16 protein-coding genes are annotated in these 19,647 nt (G+C 39.5%); all 16 read right to left on the reverse strand.

Translation table 11 applies throughout. From position 1 onward, the window contains the following. Nucleotides 1-127: 127 nt before the first annotated feature. On the reverse strand, nucleotides 128-826 hold the full coding sequence (locus tag REI64_RS05060) for a sulfite exporter TauE/SafE family protein (protein ID WP_308849017.1): 699 nt from the start codon (nucleotides 824-826) through the stop codon (nucleotides 128-130). Continuing rightward, nucleotides 823-1,251 carry a FixH family protein gene (locus tag REI64_RS05065; protein ID WP_308849018.1) on the reverse strand — a complete coding sequence of 143 codons (429 nt, stop codon included), beginning with the start codon at nucleotides 1,249-1,251 and terminating at the stop codon, nucleotides 823-825. Before REI64_RS05065 ends, REI64_RS05060 begins: the two co-directional genes overlap by 4 nt. 75 nt (nucleotides 1,252-1,326) lie before the next feature. Then, the gene (gene ccoG / locus REI64_RS05070; protein ID WP_308849019.1) at nucleotides 1,327-2,712 is read right to left on the reverse strand and encodes a cytochrome c oxidase accessory protein CcoG; all 1,386 of its coding nucleotides are present in this window, start codon (nucleotides 2,710-2,712) and stop codon (nucleotides 1,327-1,329) included. A gap of 182 nt (nucleotides 2,713-2,894) precedes the next feature. Then, nucleotides 2,895-3,821: a cbb3-type cytochrome c oxidase N-terminal domain-containing protein gene (locus tag REI64_RS05075; protein WP_308849020.1), complete on the reverse strand. Its 927-nt coding sequence runs from the start codon at nucleotides 3,819-3,821 to the stop codon at nucleotides 2,895-2,897. After that, nucleotides 3,808-3,993, reverse strand: coding sequence for a hypothetical protein (locus tag REI64_RS05080; RefSeq protein ID WP_308849021.1), 186 nt, complete (start codon nucleotides 3,991-3,993; stop codon nucleotides 3,808-3,810). Before REI64_RS05080 ends, REI64_RS05075 begins: the two co-directional genes overlap by 14 nt. 5 nt (nucleotides 3,994-3,998) lie before the next feature. Continuing rightward, nucleotides 3,999-6,140 (reverse strand): cytochrome-c oxidase, cbb3-type subunit I, encoded by a 2,142-nt coding sequence (gene ccoN, locus REI64_RS05085; RefSeq protein WP_308849022.1) that lies wholly within the window; start codon nucleotides 6,138-6,140, stop codon nucleotides 3,999-4,001. A gap of 74 nt (nucleotides 6,141-6,214) precedes the next feature. Continuing rightward, nucleotides 6,215-6,403 carry a cbb3-type cytochrome oxidase assembly protein CcoS gene (gene ccoS / locus REI64_RS05090; protein ID WP_308849023.1) on the reverse strand — a complete coding sequence of 63 codons (189 nt, stop codon included), beginning with the start codon at nucleotides 6,401-6,403 and terminating at the stop codon, nucleotides 6,215-6,217. 207 nt (nucleotides 6,404-6,610) lie between these two features. Then, a complete protein-coding gene (locus REI64_RS05095) occupies nucleotides 6,611-9,007 on the reverse strand; it encodes a heavy metal translocating P-type ATPase metal-binding domain-containing protein (RefSeq protein WP_308849024.1) in 2,397 nt (798 codons plus the stop codon). 133 nt (nucleotides 9,008-9,140) lie between these two features. Next, nucleotides 9,141-10,487: an oxygen-independent coproporphyrinogen III oxidase gene (gene hemN / locus REI64_RS05100; protein ID WP_308849025.1), complete on the reverse strand. Its 1,347-nt coding sequence runs from the start codon at nucleotides 10,485-10,487 to the stop codon at nucleotides 9,141-9,143. After that, complete coding sequence (locus REI64_RS05105; RefSeq protein ID WP_308849026.1) at nucleotides 10,487-10,927, reverse strand: lactate dehydrogenase; 441 nt, start codon at nucleotides 10,925-10,927, stop codon at nucleotides 10,487-10,489. Before REI64_RS05105 ends, hemN begins: the two co-directional genes overlap by 1 nt. Nucleotides 10,928-11,389: 462 nt before the next feature. After that, on the reverse strand, nucleotides 11,390-11,998 hold the full coding sequence (locus REI64_RS05110) for an LUD domain-containing protein (RefSeq protein ID WP_308849027.1): 609 nt from the start codon (nucleotides 11,996-11,998) through the stop codon (nucleotides 11,390-11,392). Next, nucleotides 11,988-13,358: a lactate utilization protein B gene (locus REI64_RS05115; RefSeq protein WP_308849028.1), complete on the reverse strand. Its 1,371-nt coding sequence runs from the start codon at nucleotides 13,356-13,358 to the stop codon at nucleotides 11,988-11,990. Before REI64_RS05115 ends, REI64_RS05110 begins: the two co-directional genes overlap by 11 nt. 11 nt (nucleotides 13,359-13,369) lie before the next feature. After that, nucleotides 13,370-14,104 (reverse strand): (Fe-S)-binding protein, encoded by a 735-nt coding sequence (locus REI64_RS05120; RefSeq protein WP_308849116.1) that lies wholly within the window; start codon nucleotides 14,102-14,104, stop codon nucleotides 13,370-13,372. A 6-nt stretch (nucleotides 14,105-14,110) separates the two neighbouring features. Next, nucleotides 14,111-16,255, reverse strand: a complete 2,145-nt coding sequence (locus REI64_RS05125; RefSeq protein WP_308849029.1) for a beta-galactosidase — start codon at nucleotides 16,253-16,255, stop codon at nucleotides 14,111-14,113. Between the two features lie 7 nt (nucleotides 16,256-16,262). After that, nucleotides 16,263-17,426: a galactonate dehydratase gene (gene dgoD / locus REI64_RS05130; RefSeq protein ID WP_308849030.1), complete on the reverse strand. Its 1,164-nt coding sequence runs from the start codon at nucleotides 17,424-17,426 to the stop codon at nucleotides 16,263-16,265. Between the two features lies 1 nt (nucleotide 17,427). Beyond that, nucleotides 17,428-19,638, reverse strand: a complete 2,211-nt coding sequence (locus REI64_RS05135; RefSeq protein ID WP_308849031.1) for a DUF6259 domain-containing protein — start codon at nucleotides 19,636-19,638, stop codon at nucleotides 17,428-17,430. Nucleotides 19,639-19,647: the final 9 nt, after the last annotated feature.

Consider the following 19,647-nt stretch of genomic DNA (forward strand, 5'->3'; position numbering starts at 1 on the left):
AACTCATAAACAATGCGTAAGCGCCACGGTAATTAGGCTGAAGGGCTTACATAACCTAACACAATGCATCGCGTTGTGATTAATACAACAAGCTAAAAAACGTCCTGAAAGGACAGCATAGTCAACATTAATCACATCGCTCTACATTCCCGTAGGTAGAATGCGTATGCGGCGACAGAAAAGGAATATCTAAGTTGGCAGAACGAAGAATAAACAAGGCTCCTATAAAAAGTGCAAACCAAGGAATGAGTTTTTGACTGTTGAACCTAAAGTACTTTTTAAGGTAAACGCCACCTAATGAAATGAAAAGCATCAAAGGTGTAGTACCTAAACCGAAAAGCAACATAAAGCTTGCTCCAGATTGTGCCGTGCCCGAGTTAAGTGCAGTTGCTAGTGCCAAGTAGACCATTCCACAGGGAATTAAACCATTCAGCATACCTGCAAAAAATCCCCAAAACGGCAGCTTAAAAACCTTGCCCATCAGCTTACTAATTGGGAGTACCATTTTATTTTGCACTTTTTGAAAAGAACTCACGTACCTCCCACTCAACTGCGCTATCGTAAAAAGTATCAATACAATGCCTATGATTAAGCTGAGCGTTTCTTGCTTTGCAAAAACTGAAAATGTATTGCCAACCAAGCCAACCAGTAAACCTAGTAAAGTATAAATCGATATTCTTCCTAACTGATATAACGATACTTGGAAAACATTATGCCAAAGCTTTTTTTTGTCTAATGGCAAGCCAAGCACAATTGGTCCGCACATAACGGCACAATGTACACTTCCCAAAAAGCCCATTAAAAAAGCCAAGGGTATCAAACTCATATCGTGATATCTTTGGTAAATAAATAGTCTTTGCCGCTAGAGCGCCATTCTATTTTTAACGACCATAGTCCCCTGTCTAAGTTTGAAGTTTCTATAATGATCGAGTTTTCATCTCCCACAGTTTTACCGCTCGTATTTACATCTTTCTTTTTAGCCGATGGACGCATTAACGTAAGCTGATAATCTGCCGCGTCTTTTAACTTCAAAACGATTTGACTTTGGCCAACAGTAACCTGGGGAATAGCATCATCGTTTAAAACATTGCTTTTCGCTGCGTATTCCTTATCGTAGTTGATGCCTTTTTCATAGTAATCTTCTTCCACTAAGGCATCGTTATCGTGATTTTTGAACATATAAACCACCATTCCTATAATGAACGACATGAACAATGCCATGCCTAAAATTAATTTCGTTCCCCAATTCATTACTTAAATTGCTTTATTGATAAATTGTTTAATTGTTGATTAACTGAAAACTGTCAATTGTTCACTGCCAACTGGCTAAGGTTGCGAAAAAAACGTTGTGCTTGTTTCACTAATCACCTTCCCTTCTACCACTATTTCAAATTTAACTTTACTTTTAAAATCTTCAATGTTTTTAGGCTGCTTAATTAAGAAGAAAGTTAAATGTGCTGAGCCTTCTTTTGGCAAAATTGTATCTGCTTGTATAAATTCAATTTTATCTTTCGCATCGTCGGATTTGAACATAAATTTCATATCCTTATTGGTTTTATTAATTAGCTCGGCGTTGTATAAATTGGCAATACTGCCATCTGGGCGTTTTTGATATAGCGTTCCACTGGCTCTTAAAACAGTCGTCTGTACATCTTCTCTTTTATAAATTAAGGATGAGAAAATGATCATCACCACTGCCAAAACAGCGGCATACCCCCAAGCTCTAGCACCTAATTTAAATTTGTTTCTATGTTGTATAAAATCGTGAGTATAAAAACCGATTAGTTTTTCGGGTTTACCTATTTTGATCATTACTTCATCGCAGGCATCAATACAAGCAGTACAATTTACGCACTCTAGCTGTGTACCTTGCCTAATATCAATTCCTGTTGGACAAACATGTACGCACAAATTGCAATCTATACAATCTCCTTTCAAACTTTGGTCTAGGTTCTTTTGGATACGGCCTCTAGGCTCGCCACGTGTTTCATCATAAGCTACGATCAAACTTTTATTATCCAACAAAACGCCTTGCAATCTGCCGTAAGGGCAAATAACCGTACAAACTACTTCTCTTACGTAAGAAAATACGAAGTAAAAAATAAAAGTAAATATCCAAATTGAGATAAAACCTACGGTATGTTCGCTGATAGGCTCTGTAATGATCTGGTATAATTTATCGGAACTAATGATATAAGCAAGAAATACATTGGAAATCAGAAAGGAAATCGCCAAAAACAAAAAGTGCTTAAATCCTTTTTTAAAGACTTTCTCCGCATTCCACTCTTGCGCATCTAGCTTCTTCTGTTGGTTGGCATCCCCTTCTATCCAGTACTCTATTCTACGGAAAACCATCTCCATAAAAATAGTTTGCGGACAAACCCAACCACACCACAACCTGCCTAAAACTACGGTAAAACAGACAATAAACAACACCAAAATCAGCATTGCTAAAGCAAAGAGATAAAAATCTTGCGGTGTGAAGATGAGGCCGATAAATACAAACTTCCTTTCTAAAAAGTTAAGCAGTACTAATTGCTCGCCATTGAGCTTAATAAAAGGCAGGGAAAATAAAAGCAGAAGCAATACATAACTTACCCATTTCCTTTGGTTGTATAATTTACCAGAGGGTTTTTTAGGGTAAAGGAATGTTCTGCCTCCGCTCTTTTTATTGTTATTTTGGATTTTTGCCATCTCTATATCTTTCTGCACTTGTTCTTAAAAGATTGCTTCGTCGTTCCTCCTCGCAATGACGACAAAGGTTCCGTCATTTCGACCGTAGCGGAGAAATCTTTGGACTATTCAAAAGAGCCTATTCAAAGATTTAACTCCGTTGATTTCCAATTCTCCATTTCGTTGCACTCCAGTCGAAATGACGTATTATTAAAGCAAACCTAATTAGCTACAGCTTCTGCCGCAGCTGGGTCATATTTTTCACCTTGTGGTGCTTTTGCATTTGCAGGTTTAGAACCTTGTAAAGAGATAATGTAATTGGTTACTGCACTGATATTTGCAGAGCTCATATTTTTCTCCCAAGCCACCATACCCTTTTCTGGCGCACCATATTTTACCAATTTGAAGATATCTTTTACGCTACCACCATGTATCCAAAACTCATCTGTTAAGTTTGGTCCTACCAAGCCTTCGCCAGCAGCACCGTGACAAGCCACACAATTCGCATCGAAAACACCCTTGCCTACCGCAATTTGCGATGGATCTATCTTCACAGAGTTTTCATCAACAGACGAAGTAGATTTAGCTAGAAACTTTTGTTTTGCGATATCGGCTTTTGCCATTTCGGTCTTGTACTCATCATCTTGTCTTTCGCCATGCTCACCAATATGATAATAGTAAAGATATCCTGCAGCGAAAATTAATGTACCATAGAAAAGCACGTTAAACCAAGCCGGAACAGGATTATTCAACTCCTTAATGCCATCGTAAGAGTGCGGAATTTCTAAATCCTTTTCTGCCGAAAGTGGTTTTAAACTCAACAACTTGTTCCAAATACTAGGTTTTTCACCGTGTTGTTTTACCCATTCTTCGTACTCTAAAGCTCTTTCTTCCTTCGTTTTATACGGCGTTGGATTTTTACTTTCTTGGTAAATTACCTTAAAACTTTTATACAATGTGATGGCAACAAACAACAAGATAATTGAAAATACCAACAAGGTGATGATTAGTAATTCTGTTGTGCTCATGCCTAAAGATGGCTCTGCAATAACTACCTTTGTTTCTTCTTCGGCAGCGGCAGCAGCTTCTTGTGCAAATGAACCAAAAGCTGTAGCCAAGAACATCATTAATAAACTAAACTTCTTCATATCCATCTGTTGTTTGAGGTTCGTTAAAAGGTAGATTACTCATTTCTGCAACTTGTGCTTTACTCATTTTGATAAGATAAATACCCACCAAGATGAAGAAAACCATAAATATGAGCAGTGATGCGATGAGATAAAACTCACCGCCTGCTAGATCTTTTATTTGCTTAAACATAATTTTTACTGGTTAGATGGAATAGTTGTTTTGTTAGCTTTGATATCGGTACCCATACGTTGCAGGTAAGCAATTAGGGCAATGATTTCTCTGTCGCTCTTTACTTCGATATTGTTTTGCTTCAAATCTGCAGCAATTGCGTCTGCTTGCTCTTTCAATTTAGCTTGCGCAACTTTATCGAAATTTTCTCTGTATGGTACACCCAATGTTTGCATTGCTCTAATCTTAGCTTCAGTCATGCTGATATCTAATTTTTGAGTAATTAACCAAGGGTAAGCTGGCATAATACTACCCGGCGACATAGACGTTGGATCTAACATGTGGTTATAGTGCCATGCGTTAGAATATTTACCACCAATACGGTGCAAATCTGGTCCGGTACGCTTACTTCCCCATAAAAACGGATGGTCGTACACAAACTCGCCTGCTTTACTGTATTCGCCGTAGCGCTCAGTTTCTGACCTAAACGGACGGATAGTTTGAGAGTGACAGTTCACACAACCTTCTTTGATATATAGATCTCTACCTTCTAATTCTAGCGGAGTGTAAGGCTTCACACTGGCTATAGTTGGCACGTTACTTTCAATAGTGAACGTTGGCATCATTTCTACCATACCACCAATCAAAATCACAATCATAGAAAGCACCATGAATTTCATTGGTTTACGCTCTAACACACGGTGCCATTTTTTATCAGCTGGGTCTTCGTGAGTGATTTCCTTTTCTAATGGCATTGCTTCAGCTTCCTCTTCTGCAACCAATTTACCTTTCAACATGGTTTTAGCCAAGTTGTAAGTCATCGCGATAGCGCCAATTAAGTACAATGCACCACCGATAGAACGTAGCACGTGCATCGGGATAATTTGCAGCGTAGTGGTTAAGAAGTTAGCATATTTCAACAAACCTTCGTCGGTAAATTCTTTCCACATTAAGCCTTGTGTAAAACCAGCCCAATACATTGGAATAGCATAGAATAAGATACCTAATGTGCCAATCCAGAAATGGAAAGAAGCTAGTTTTTTAGAAAATAACTCTGTTTTGTAGATACGTGGAATTAACCAATATAATATACCAAAAGTTAAGAAACCATTCCAACCTAATGCGCCTACGTGTACGTGAGCTACAATCCAATCGGTAAAGTGGGCTACGGCGTTGATTTGTTTCAACGATAACATTGGCCCTTCGAAAGTTGCCATACCGTAAGCAGTAAGGGCAACTACCATGAATTTTAGGGTTACATCTTCACGAACTTTATCCCAAGCACCACGTAAGGTTAACAAACCGTTAATCATACCACCCCAACTTGGTGCAATTAGCATAATTGAGAAAGCTACGCCTAAAGATTGCGCCCATCCTGGTAAGGAAGTATATAACAAGTGGTGTGGACCAGCCCAGATGTAGATGAAAATTAACGACCAAAAGTGAAGAATACTCAATTTATATGAGTAAACCGGACGATTAGCCATTTTAGGCAAGAAGTAGTACATCATACCCAAATATGGTGTGGTTAAGAAGAATGCAACCGCATTATGTCCGTACCACCATTGTACCAAGGCATCTTGCACACCGGCAAAAACATAGTAACTTTTTAAGAAAGATATTGGCAGCTGAAATGAATTTACGATGTGCAACACCGCAATAGTTACAAAAGTAGCAATATAGAACCAAATGGCTACGTAAAGGTGTCTTTCTCTACGTTTGATGATGGTACCGAACATATTGATACCGAAAACCACCCAAATTAAGGTGATGGCAATATCAATTGGCCACTCTAGCTCTGCATACTCATGCGATGAGGTAATACCTAAAGGCAAGGTTATAACCGCCGAAACAATGATTAATTGCCAACCCCAAAAGTGAATTTTACTTAATGCCGTACTAAACATTCTTGCTTTAAGCAAGCGTTGTAACGAGTAGTAAACACCCATAAAAATGGCGTTGCCCACAAAGGCGAAAATTACCGCATTGGTGTGGAGCGGTCTTATACGACCAAAAGTTGTGTACTGGTTGCCCAAGTTCATGCTTGGCGAAAACAGTTGCGTGGCAACAAGTAGTCCTACTAGCATTCCGATGATGCCCCAAACGATGGTTGCAATACCGAAATCTCGTACAATCTTGTTGTCGTAGGTAAATTTTTCTAGCTGCATAATTGAATAGAAATAGAATTTGTAATGTTTATGACAAAGTTATGGCAGTGATGGAGCACTGGTGATGATTAGCATTAGTCGGAAATGTGATTTTTATCACTTTTCTCGTTGATGTCATTTTTCACCTCATCGTCGAACAAAATTCGAACACTTGGTGTGTATACATCATCGTGCTGACCAGTTTTGAGCGCCCAAAAGAAGGCTCCCAGAAAAACCAGTGCTACTAGCACGCTGCAACCGATTAAGAAATAGAGTATGTTCATTTGTTTGGTTAACTGTTGAAATTGTTTAATTGGTTAACTGTTGTTTGGTTCATTGGCCCATTTGTTCATTTGGTTTACTGCCTTTCATAGTACTTTTCTCTCCCTTTTAGGGAGAGATGCCGAAGGCAGAGAGGGTTAAACCTCTCCCTAACCCTCCCGAATAGTCGGGACAGGTACTCCTTGAAAAGGAGAGGAAATCGAGCAGTGCTAACTGCGTAACCCATTCTTCCTTGCAAAATACCTCGTTGCCAAACTTGTAAAACTGATGATTGTAATGGTGCTTATCGGCATTAAAATAGCGGCAACTAAGGGATATAAAGTTCCTTGCACGGCGTAGTAAACCCCTATCAAATTATACGAAGTAGCTATAGCAAAGCTGATTTTTATCGTGGTTAATCCATCCTTACTTAATTGGATGAAATTTGGCAACAAACCAAGCGAGCTACCACTCATAATGGCATCACAGCCCGGTGTAAAGTTGTTGATGTTGTCTGTAATAGCTATACCGAAATTAGCTTGTTTCAAGGCACCAGCATCATTTAAACCATCGCCCAACATCATCACTTTTTTATTTCTGGCTTGCAAAGCTTTAATTTCATCCAACTTTTGCACCGGACTTTGGTTAAACAGCATCGAGGTTGATGGCTTAAATATCTTCTTCAACTGCGGCTCGTCCTTATTCGTATCTCCAGAAAGTACTTTTAGGTCATAATCTTCATTTAAATGGCTTATTAAAGGTTCGATACCTTCTCGCCATTGTTGCTCTACCGAGAAGCAGCCTTTGTATACTTCATCTATCATGATGTGAACACCACCGTTTTCTTTATCTTGTGCTGCCGCAATTTCGAAAGGTAAGCCACGTTTACTTCCAGCGTAAATCATCCTTCCATTTACAACACCCATAATACCTTTACCCACTACTTCGTTGTACTTGGCAATACTGTAAATCTTACTCGGATTTAAAGCTTTTAGCACTTGTCTGCTCAGCGGATGCGATGAATTGTAAAGCAGCGAGGCCACCAACAGCTTCTCGCCCGGAGTTAAATTCCCTTCAAAAGTAATTTCAGAGTGGTGCGTACTGGTCAGCGTTCCAGTTTTATCGAAAACCACCGTATCTAAATCTGCTAATTGCTCTACAGCATCAGTGTTTTTTACGTAGAAACCTTTTTTATCGAACACCGAAAGAATGGCCGAAAGCGTAAATGGCGTACTTAAAGCCAACACGCAAGGGCAAGCCACAATTACTACAGCGGTAAATGCCGACCAAGCTTTTGCATTATCACCCATCCACAACCAATAACCTGTAGAAACAAAAGCAACCACAAATACACCGATACTGAAGTATTTGGCTATGCTATCGTTAAAATTCCTCTTCTTAAAATCGGTTTTGTAAAATTCTTTATTCCATAAACCCGTTAAGTAACTTTGCGAAGCCGGCTTAACTACTTCCAGCTCAATAGCTTCACCCATTTGCCTTCCGCCAGCATACACGATCTCACCCAAAACCTTCTGCTGTGGCTCGGCTTCGCCAGTTACAAAACTCATGTCCAACCAAGCATCCCCCTTCATTAAGATGGCATCAGCTGGCACAAGCTCACCATTGCGTATCAATAGTCGATCCCCAACGACTATCTCGCTAATAGCTACCGGTTTCTCCCGGTTATCTTTGAGGGTAGTTATTGCTATGGGAAAGTAAGAGCGATAATCCCTATCGAATGAAATATGATGATAAGTGCGTTGTTTTACCCATTTACCCATCAGCAATAAGAATACTAATCCCGTTAAGGTATCCCCAAAACCTGGCCCATCATTAAATATGGTAGATATAGCAGTACGTATAAAAAGTACTGCTATAATTAATGCGAGCGGTGTATCCAGATTGATGTATTTTTGTTTTAAACTGGCATAAGCCGATGTAAAATATTCTTTAGCGCAATAGAAGGTTACCGGAATACAGAATGCCAAGTTTAGCCAAGCAAACAAATCTTGAAACTGTTTTTCTAAAGCAGATAAACCAAAATACTCTGGAAAGCTGAACAACATGACGTTGCCCATACAGAAGCCGGCAATGGCAATCTTCCAGATCAGCTGTTTGTTAACTGAGTTTCCTTTCTCCTTTACAACATCTTGTAAACTGATTAACGGCTCGTAACCAATTTGGTTAAGCACTTCTACAACTTGTCTTAAAGATACTTTATCGTGCTTATAGCTAATTGTCACTTCTCTTTTCAGGAAATCTATACGAGAACTGAAAATGGCAGGGTTAATTTTATAGAGATGCTCTAACAACCAAATACAAGAGCTGCAGTGAATGGCGGGAATGTAAAATGTAACTATAGAATTGTCCTTGTCTTTGTAATTGATGAGCTGGGCTATAATGGTTGGCTCATCCAAATATTCGAAATGTCCATCATCTTTTATTCTTTGTCCAGGCGTATCGTTATAAGCGTAATAGTTGCACATATTGTTTTCAGATAAAATCTGATACACGCTTTGGCACCCTACGCAGCAAAAATCTTTCTCGTCGTAGTTTAGCTTTACAGCAGGCAATTTATCACCGCAATGGTAACATACTGAACTTTGGGTAACGGTTGGATTGCTCATTGGTTTGAGTTTTGTTTTTAACTGGGCTTCAAAACACCCCGCCCGTTGGGCACCCCTCGGGAAGAGGGGAATTGCATCCGACATTCCCCTCTTGCAGAGGGGTGGTCGAAGACCGGGGTGTTATCTATACTATCTATATCGCTGCACTAAATAATTGGGTTTTGGGTTGCTGCTGCCATAATCTTTCATCAAAAGCCATGCACACATTACGTAAGAAAGATTTTCCTAATGGAAGTATTTTAACTTCTTTATTTCTGATGGCCACTAGTCTATCTGCTATCATGGGTTGTAGGCGCTCAACTACTGCTGCCGGAATATCATCCACAAAGCAAGTTTCACTTTGGCACATCAAATCAAGAATTTGCCTTCTGATGCGTAAATCTTCCTCGCTTAGCAAATGACCTTTTTGCACAGCCAATTCATCCGACAGAATAAATTTTTTATATTCCTCTACCGTTTTGGCATTTTGGGCAAAGGCTGTACCGCAATCGCTGATGGACGATACTCCCAAGCCCAGTAAAATATGTGTATGTTGATCGGTGTAGCCCATAAAATTGCGATGCAACTTACCTTCCTCACTGGCGATGTACAGACTATCTGTTTTTAATGCAAAATGGTCCATGCCAATTTCTTCATAACCCGCCGCCACTAGCATTTCTCTCCCTTGTTGGTACAAAGCAAATTTTTCATCGCCCTGCGGAATATCTTTCTCTGTAAAATGGCGCTGACCAGCTTTAATCCAAGGCACATGTGCGTAACTATAAAAGGCAATACGATCTGGCTTTAGTGCAATTACTTCATTAATAGTTTCAATTAACCCACCCATGTTTTGACCAGGCAAACCATAAATTAAATCGTAGTTGATAGATTGATAACCGATACTTCGTGCCAGCTCAGTAATTTTTAAAACCTGTTCGGGAGTTTGGTAACGGTTAATCATAAACTGCACCTTCGGATCGAAATCTTGGATACCAAAGCTTACCCGTTTAAAACCCAAGTTATAAAGCACTTGTAAATGATCTGCTGTGGTATTATCTGGATGTCCTTCGAAAGAACAAGCAGCATCGTCATTAAATTTTGAAGCACCCGCAATGGTTTCTAAAAGCTGTTTGAGGTTATCGGCACTGAAGAAAGTTGGTGTACCGCCTCCTAAATGTATTTCCTTGATTTTTGGTCTCTCACCCAACAGTGCACAATACATCTCCCACTCTTTTAACAAGGCATCGATATAAGGGAGTTCTACCCCGTGATTTTTCGTGATACGTGTATTACAGCCGCAATAAGTACATAAACTTTCGCAAAAAGGCAAATGGATATAAAGACTAATTCCTTCATCTTTGTGCTCACCATAAGCTGTAACTAATCTGCGCTTCCATTGTGTTGCGCTAAAATTTTCGTTGTCCCAATATGGTACTGTAGGATAGCTGGTATATCTAGGTGCTGCAATGTTATATTTACGTAAGAGTTCGGCGGCTTCCATTAATGTCCCTCCTCTTCTTCTTTAGTGGTCTTTGCACAATCGTTAGGGCAACAACAAGCCTTACCTACACATTTCCCCGCAGCCCAATTATCAAGATTTTTAATCACCTGTTGCATTCTGGGCATTACCCCTTCTTCACCTTGCTTAAAAGGTACATTTGCAATTTTAAAACCAGCCACTCCAGCTGCATTTAAATTGATATGCTCGGTTTCGAAAGACGAAGTAGCAATATATTTAATGCCCAAAGCCCTTAATCCCATAATAAGTTCCTCATCTAAAGGATCTTCATTAAACACAATCAATGCTTCTTTACCTTGCGCAAACGGCATAGTTTCCCTACTCAAACTATTGGCTATAATAGTGATATCATGTTTCTTATGATTAGCCAACACCAAGCACTCTTTTTCTTCAGGTTTAATATTATAAGCAATAGCCTTCATGAAATCTTTTTATGTTTCACAAAACTAGCTAGCCATGTATCCTTCAGAGTTGAGCGTAGTTATCCAAAAAAGTGATATTCGTCATATTTATCAAGTCATCATTTTACTAATCTTTTATAACAATCATTGTACATCACATTTTGTATTTCTCATAGTATTTTCAACTCATCAGTTGTTTTTTAAGAGAAGGGAACTTTAAATCTTTAGCTATTCCCAGACACAATGCAAGCTGGATGTTAAGAAACAGGTCTAAAAAAATAGCGAAAAAAAATACATGTCAAAAGAGAAGAAATTAAACCATCAAGCAATACAGACATATTAAATAATTTTCATAAAAAATCCCTCTCAAAATATTAGAGAGGGATAGTTAACAAGGTTCTAGTTCTAATAGTAAAAGCAAACCAAGTTGACGTTATGCAACAAGTAAAAGAACCCGACATTCAACTATTACATAACAATTATTTAAGTAGCCCATTCATTAACCAAACACACTGTCATTGATCTTGGTCCATGCGCTCCCAAAACTAGCGACTGTTCTATATCTGCTGTTTTTGAAGGGCCAGCTATAAAAACACCATAACCATACGCATCCCGTCCAATTATTTCGTACGCTTGATGCATCGTAGGAACAAAAGCTTTTATTGAAACCAGTAAGATTAAATGTTGTGCTATAAATGGTAATACCCGCTGTAAGGTATTTACCTCGGGCAACCAACAAGCTCCGTTTTCCGCAACTGCAATATCAGCCCTTAGCACTGCCAGTTCTACATTGGCTAAACTATGCGGATCTGTATCAATAACGTCTAAACCATTAAACTTTAACAATTCGGGAATACTGGATAAAACACGGCCTCCCTGCTTAAAATTTTCATTAATATAGTTTTCAACTTCTTGTAGATGATCTAGCTCTACAAAATTCCCTCCTACATTACGAAGTGCTAATGCAAATTTGTTTGGAAGATCTTCTGTAGATTGAGGGATATTGATATCTGCAAACGATACAAAATTAGGCTGATTTGCCTTTACTGCTTTTAATATGCGCTCTCTACTCGTAACCATATTAACTTTCATTTTTTGCTCTTTGTTTGTACCACTCTCTAAAAGATTGTTTTGCTGCGCTTGGCATTTCTCTTTGGTTGTACCAAGGGTTCAATTTATTGTTAAAAAGATATGGAGCAGCCGTCATCAATCTGCGTCCTACTTTACCTGCCCAACTAAATAAAGATGGATGAGCAAACAAAAAGCTCATTGCTTTCATCCCCCATTTTTTCTTCGCATCTACATATCCTGCGCTAACCAATTCTTGTCGCCATTGGTAAAGCTGGTTGTGGATATCAATTTTAACTGGGCAAACATTAGTACAAGAGCCGCATAAAGTGGAAGCAAAAGGCAAATCAGCATGTTTTTTCATATCCAGATTGGGTGCCAGAATAGAACCTATAGGTCCCGAAATAGTGTATTGGTAACTATGTCCACCACTTTTTCTATAAACAGGACAGGTGTTCATACAAGCTCCACATCTAATACATTTTAGGGAGTTCCTGAAGCTTTCCCTCCCCAATTGTTGGCTCCTACCATTATCAACCAATATAATGTGCATTTGCTGACCCGAACGGGGAGTTCTAAGATGACTAGAATAGGTAGTAATAGGCTGTCCGGTTGCACTACGGGCCAACAACCTCAAAAAAACTCCCAAATGCCTGCGTTGGGGAACAAGTTTTTCGATACCCATTGATGCAATGTGAACATCTGCCAAGTGCGCCCCCATATCCGCATTACCCTCATTAGTGCAAATCACCATTTCTCCAGTTTCGGCTACGGCAAAATTAACCCCTGTTAAAGCTGCCCTTCTAGTCAAAAAAACATTTCTTAAATCTTGCCTTGCAGCTTCGGTCAATACTTGGGGATCTGCCTCGCCAACAGGCGTACCCAAGTGCTCATGAAACAATTCTCCTATTTCTTCTTTCTTTTTATGGATACAAGGCAAAACGATATGACTTGGTGGCTCCTTCGCCAACTGAACAATTCTTTCTCCTAAATCCGAATCGATGACCTCAATGCCATTATTTTCTAAAAAAGTATTCAAATGGCACTCTTCTGTAAGCATCGACTTACTCTTCACCATTCGGTTAATGCCATTTCTCTTTAAAATTGATAAAACAATTTCATTGTGCTCGGCAGCATTGGCAGCCCAATGTACCTTTACGCCATTGGCCAAAGCTTTTGCCTCGAACTGCTCTAAATAAGCACTTAAATTAGAGAGCGTATGCTGCTTGATCTGTGAAGCATTTTCTCTCAATAGTTCCCATTCTGGCAATGTCTTCACGGCTTTATCACGCTTCTGACGTATCCACCAAAGGGTTTCATCGTGCCAGTTTACCCGCTGTTCATCTGCATTGAAAATAGCCGATAGCTCAGAATGATCTTTCATTGATTATCAAATTAACTGGCATTTAAAATTTCTGCGATATGAATAATCTGCACTTCGCTACCCTGTCTTTTTAATATTCCCTCCATGTGCATGAGGCAAGACAAATCAACTCCAGTAATATACGTAGCTCCGTTAGCAATATGATCTGCAACCCTATCTTTCCCCATTTTTACGGAAACGGCTTCTTCTGCAACACAAAATGTACCACCAAAACCGCAACATTCATCTTTACGGGAAAGCGTAACCATTTCCAGCTCTTCTACCATGCTCAATAATTGCAAAGGTTTGGAAAATGCTGGTGCTACCAACTCACTCATTTGCGCTAATTTCAATCCCCTCAAACCGTGGCAACTTTGATGCAAACCTACTTTATACGGAAACCTAGCCTCCAAATCCTGTACTTTCAATACATCTACTAAAAACTCTACCAACTCATATATCTTCAACTGTATTTGCTTGGCTTTCTCGGGATGCTTTGATGAATGCAAATGATCTTTTAGGTGTAATGCACAACTTCCAGATGGACAAACGATATAATCGAAATCAGCAAAGCTTTTCGTAAACAATTCATCGCAAGCTTGCGTTAAATGGGCAAAGCCAGAATTTGCCATCGGCTGGCCGCAACAAGTTTGTCTTTCTGGAAAACATACTTTTACCCCTAGCTTCTCTAACAATTCTAATGTTGCTATAGCCGCCTTTGGATAAAACTGATCTACGTAGCAGGGAACAAATAATCCTACAGTCATCATCATTTAGTAATCGATATAATCACTGTATGGGGATTTGTTTTTCTTCATTGTTTTCCCCTCTCTGGTTTCGTACAGACTATAACCAATTTCCCGAACCTTCTCTATGGTTTCCCAATACGGGGTATCGCAAATATCCACCATGCCAACTTGAAAATTTTCGCCATCGAACCTACCAGTAGTGGCTTGATCTGCAAATTGGTGCCAATGTGTACCAATAATGCTTGGATGCTTTAAGGCTGATTTCACATAATTGAAATAAGCCTGGCCTCGTTCTTCTTGGTTTTTTGTTTTGATTAAGCTAGGATGAAAAAGTCCTCTATCCAAAGCTCCAAAATGGAACTCACCGATTAATACAGGCTTATCGAGATTGTTTGGCAGCTTAAAATTATCAAGTGTTTGTGCATAAATATTGTAGCTCATCACATCACAATATTTAGCGCCTATGGTAACCGCGTTAATATTCGATCTTGCAAAACGACAGCCCAGATAAAGTTTATTTGGAGCCACTTTTTTAAACTCGGTTCTTACTTTTTTGAAATACTCTTCCGTGATTACTTTACTAAAAGCAATGCAATCTACTTTTGAGCCTAAAGGAGCTTTTTCTCTACTTTCTAATAGCGATTGCCAATCTTTAAAACTAGTTTTCCAAGCCGTATTTAATTGCTGTATGGTTTTATATTTGGTTTTAAGTGTTTCTACAAAAGCTATTTTTGCTGCTTGTGTAGCTGGCGATTGTAAAGTCCATTCGGCCAAAGTAGCTTCTTCTCCCCAATTGATTTCGTTATCTACAAAAAAACCTAAACACCAGGGATCGTTCAACTCCTTCTCCCTTTCCAACAATTGCCTTCTAAAATCGCTTGTAAATTGCGGATCAAAAGGATCGTTAAACTTCCACCACATTCCTTTACTGCCTTCAATATAAGGAGATTTCAATTCAATTCTATCCGTGTAGGCCGTTTTACGCTGCATAAAAATCTGCTTATCCGAACTATTGGCAATAGTGTTCAATCCCCAACTTTTTAACCGCTGATGCGCCAAGTCTGCATAGATTTCACGCCAATTCTCACCATATTTACGTTTGATATTGGCCGCTGAGAAATCATAGGTACTGTCAATATTTCTAGCAGTATAATAGGGTTTCAGCAGTTCATCATGAGTGGTATAAAATTCGGCAAAGGCGTTATCTTTTTTTGGCAGATCAGAAAAGTAATGTTTCCTACCGTCTAAAGGCGTAATTCCAGAATGCGGCGTTACCCTAACCACACCATGCGACCAAAACAGATAGCCCTCTGGGTCTACCATCCACCATTTACCCTCTATTTTTTCTACTCTAAAAGAACCTGTTGCCTTTAATTTTGGACCATTTTTCCAACCACCAAACTTTGATCTTTCGGTTGGGCCAGCGTATTTTTCGAGACTGGCCAATTCTTTTTGTCTTGCATCTTTAAGTTCTTGGTCACTATGAATTTTCCCCGGCCACTCTTGGTACTTGAATTGCCCGTATTGGTCTATAAAAGGGAAAAATTCTTTTTCTTGCAAACTCATCCAAGCAGGATTGGCTTGTTTTTCCCCAACTTCTGCTTTGATATAATTGACACTCCAATTCCAATTGTACCTAGGTTTATTGACATACACCGATAGCGAAACAACTTCCTTCAAATCTATATTAGATATCAGTCCCCATTTGGTAAAAGGTGTCATCCGCATCCCCACCAACTGTTCGTCTATCACTTTAGAAAAATCATTCGGAAGAGCAATACTCACTTTACTTGTCTGATTAGGGGCGATATATATTCGCTCTAAAAACACGCCCCGCCTTTTGCCCATACTTGCCCCTTTATTTTCTAATACCACTGTCAATGGCAAATCCCCCAACAAATCATGATTAGTAATTTCGAGCACAAGCTGGTTGCATTTAGATAAATCCCAGTTTCCTTTAATTTCGATGCCGGGAGCTTCTTCTTCCTGTTTTGTTTGCACATTCAATGCATTTCCTTGTAACTTCAAAACACTATTTTGTAGTGCTACAATAGGCTTAATTGATTTGTCGGTGCCCTTGAAAAAATAGATGGCGGGCTCTTCTTTAAACTTGAAAGCAACGAGCATTAAGCTTAAAAAGGCGATAAATAAATAACGGAAGTGGTTCATATCGGTATTATTTAAAGTACTGGGTTTGGTCTGCAGGCCTGATATCTGTTAAATTTCCCTGATAGTGACGAAGATTTCTGGCCTCGTAAGGATATTTCAAAATCGCTTCTTCATTGATATCAATGCCTAAACCTGGCGCATTGCCAATTAGCATTTCGCCATTTTCAAAAACGACTTTCTCTGTACTGATTTCGTTTCTGTAAGGAATATCGTTAGACATGGTTTCTAACAAATAGAAATTTGGAATACAGGCCGCCAACTGTAGGGTTGCAGCATTTGCAATTGGCCCACTTGGATTATGCGGACAGATTGGAATATAATGTGCCTCGGCCATCGAAGCGATTTTCTTCAATTCCATTATCCCGCCAGCGTGAGAAACATCTGGTTGCCAGTAATCGGCGCATTCCATCCTCAGATAATCTACAAAATCGTACTTGCTGTACAACCTCTCGCCACCCGAAACCGGTGTACTGATTTTTTTCCTAACCCAAGCAATTCCCGCTTTATCATCTGGCGGAATTGGTTCCTCGAACCATAAAATATCAAATTCGGCAAGGGCATTTCCTATTTTAACCGCAGTGGGCACATTGAACCTGCCATGTCCCTCTATAATTAAGTGAACCTGATCTCCTACCGCATCTTTTACTGCCCTAATACAATCCAAAGCTTCTTTCAAGGCTTTAGGATCGATGTTCATATATTCTTTACCAAAAGGATCCCATTTAAGTGCTTTAAAACCAGCTTTAACCGCTATCTTTGCCTTTTCAGCAAATTCTTCTGGTTGTTTTGCCCCAGCAAACCATCCATTTGCGTAGCAAGGTACCGATGTTCTTACCTTACCACCTAACAATTGGTATACTGGCACTCCCAAATCCTTACCTTTGATGTCCCAAAGTGCCATTTCTACCCCTGCTAGTGCACTCATCAACACTACTCCACCTCTCCAATAAGCATCTCTATAAATATCATGCACAATGGCTTCTATATCATGTGGATCTCTGCCAACAATATATCGTTCCAACTCCTTTATGGCCGTTTCCACTGTTAATTCCCTCATCTCTAGGGTAGATTCGCCCACGCCATAAATCCCGGCATCGGTAAGTACTTTTACAAAAACCCAATTGGTTCTATACGAATGGCAAATAAATGTTTTAATTCCTGTGATCTTCATCTTATTGTACTTTTTTCCATGTCATTAATCGGATACTTTCGGCTGCTAATGGTTCATTTACGGCTACCGCAGCTTTGCCCGGTGCTGTTATGGTTTCGAGAACGTAGCCTGGAACATTCAAGGTAAACGGTTGTGCTGTAGCGCCATAGTTCCAAACTATCACACCCAACCTATTTCCGTTTTCGAATGCTTTTGCTACTAGCTGATTGCCCGTAAAATCAAATTTCTTTCCATCTATATATTTGCCGTGCCATAGTAAGTCGGCATTTTCACGCTGAAAATCTATAATTGCTTTAGTATAGACTTTCATTGCAATTGGATCTTGAGAAGTCACCAATTCTAAATCTGGCTTACTGATAACATTCGCATAATCTTCGGGTACTGGAATACGGTTTTCTTTCAAATAACGTACATCCGCAGCGTACCTCGATTCCAACTCCTGACGGAAACCATAAACGGTAGCATAGTTCAAAATCAGCCTGTTGTTTACCGGAGAAGGATTTCGGGTAGTGGTCAGCATTTCTGGAAAGGTGTACTTAAACATCTCCGGATATACCGAACTGTAGGCAGTTTTACTATACTTTCCTTCAATTTCCTTTTGCGTAGGCACGTAAACGCCATTTTCGTAACCATGAAACCAAGCAACAGAATTGAGTACAACATCACTTAATCCTTCAGTCATCACAATAAAATCTGGGTTGATGGTTTTCATGGTGGTGGCAATTTTTCTTAAAAAGGCATATCTATCGCCAGTGTACATCACCTCTGGTGTTTTGTGATTATGGCTTGTAGCGTAGCAGTATTTTGGTGCTGTTACCGCAAGCTGATCGTAGATGATACCATCTGCGCCATAATCATTCGCCTCTTTCGCCAATTGGAGCATTCGCTCGTACCACAAATCAGCACTTAAACAAGCCAAACCATGAAATCTTGCTGGCGCATCTTTATACTTATGCCATTTTTGGTAGTCTAGCTGTTTATCTTTTTTAACAATGTTGATGGATTTACCGATAGAATCCCAATAGTTGGTTCCATTTTGGTCCATTAGCTGACCGTTAACGTAAATAATGGAACGTTTGCCCGCCTTTTTAATATCTGTCAAGGCTTTAACCAAAGCTTTGTGTCCGCCCATTAAAGTATCTGGATAATAATCTGGATAGAAACGGTCGTGGCCGCCATGTGCCCAGCCATACAAACCAATGATATCCAACCCTCTTTCTACAGAAAGTTTGTTCATTTCATTTAATGCCGGATAGTCCCACATTACTTCGTTATTCTGTTGTTTAAGAATGGTCAACATCCAACCAGAAGCATTTTTTGCCCAAGTTGGCACTTCTACCAAAGGCATCGAAGTATCGAACCATTTACGATAAACATCGGCTGCCTGGTGCCAACTCCCCTTGAAAGGATAAATCACCAGCGCAGGAAAATCGTATTGTGTTTGAGGATGAATAGCTACCTGATGACTGAAAGAAAAATCATATTGCTTTTGGTTCTCCACATAATTTACGTTGAATATTTTCGAACCATGCTTAACATCGTGGCTACCAAAGTAAACCCCACCGTTTTTTCCTTTAAAGGCGCACCATTGCATCGTTGCAAATCGAGATGGATAATGTGCGGTTAATCCGTAGCTTCCAGGATTAGCCTTGTCCGAAATCCATGATAGGCCGCCTTTAAAGCTCACTTTCTTAGCGGCAATTTTAGCTGTCGGCGTAATCACAAATTCTTGACCTACCCCATTCGGCATCATTAGGTTATAATCTTCCATTTTCAAGTTGATACCGTTTACAATAGGGCCATCAAACTCTACTACCACTAGTTTTTTTTCATTATTGCGTATTTTAGATGACAGGCTAAACTTTTGACCTTCGGTAGTGAAAATAATATCAAGTGCTATTTGGTAGCTCTGGGAAGCTTTCTTCAATTGCGTATAGGAAACCATAAAACCTCCCGCTATTTTTTTAACAGTAGAAGTTTGTCCTGAGCTTTGTAGCAAGATGGTGTCGAAATTTTGTTCTGGGTCTTCCAGTTTCAGTTTCCATTTCAAATCTGACAGAGAGGTAGCCGCCAAACCATTGTTAAAGTTCATCTGGGTTTTTCCTTTTGCATAGCTAAGCTTACCCAAGGAAGTATTTAACGAATAGCTGTCCTGCTGGGCAAAACCAGAGAACCAACTCATCAGTAATAGCAGTATTGTTGCAAATCTCATAAAATGATA

Source organism: Pedobacter sp., from assembly GCF_031119335.1.
In the GTDB taxonomy this organism is placed as follows: Bacteria; Bacteroidota; Bacteroidia; order Sphingobacteriales; family Sphingobacteriaceae; genus Pedobacter.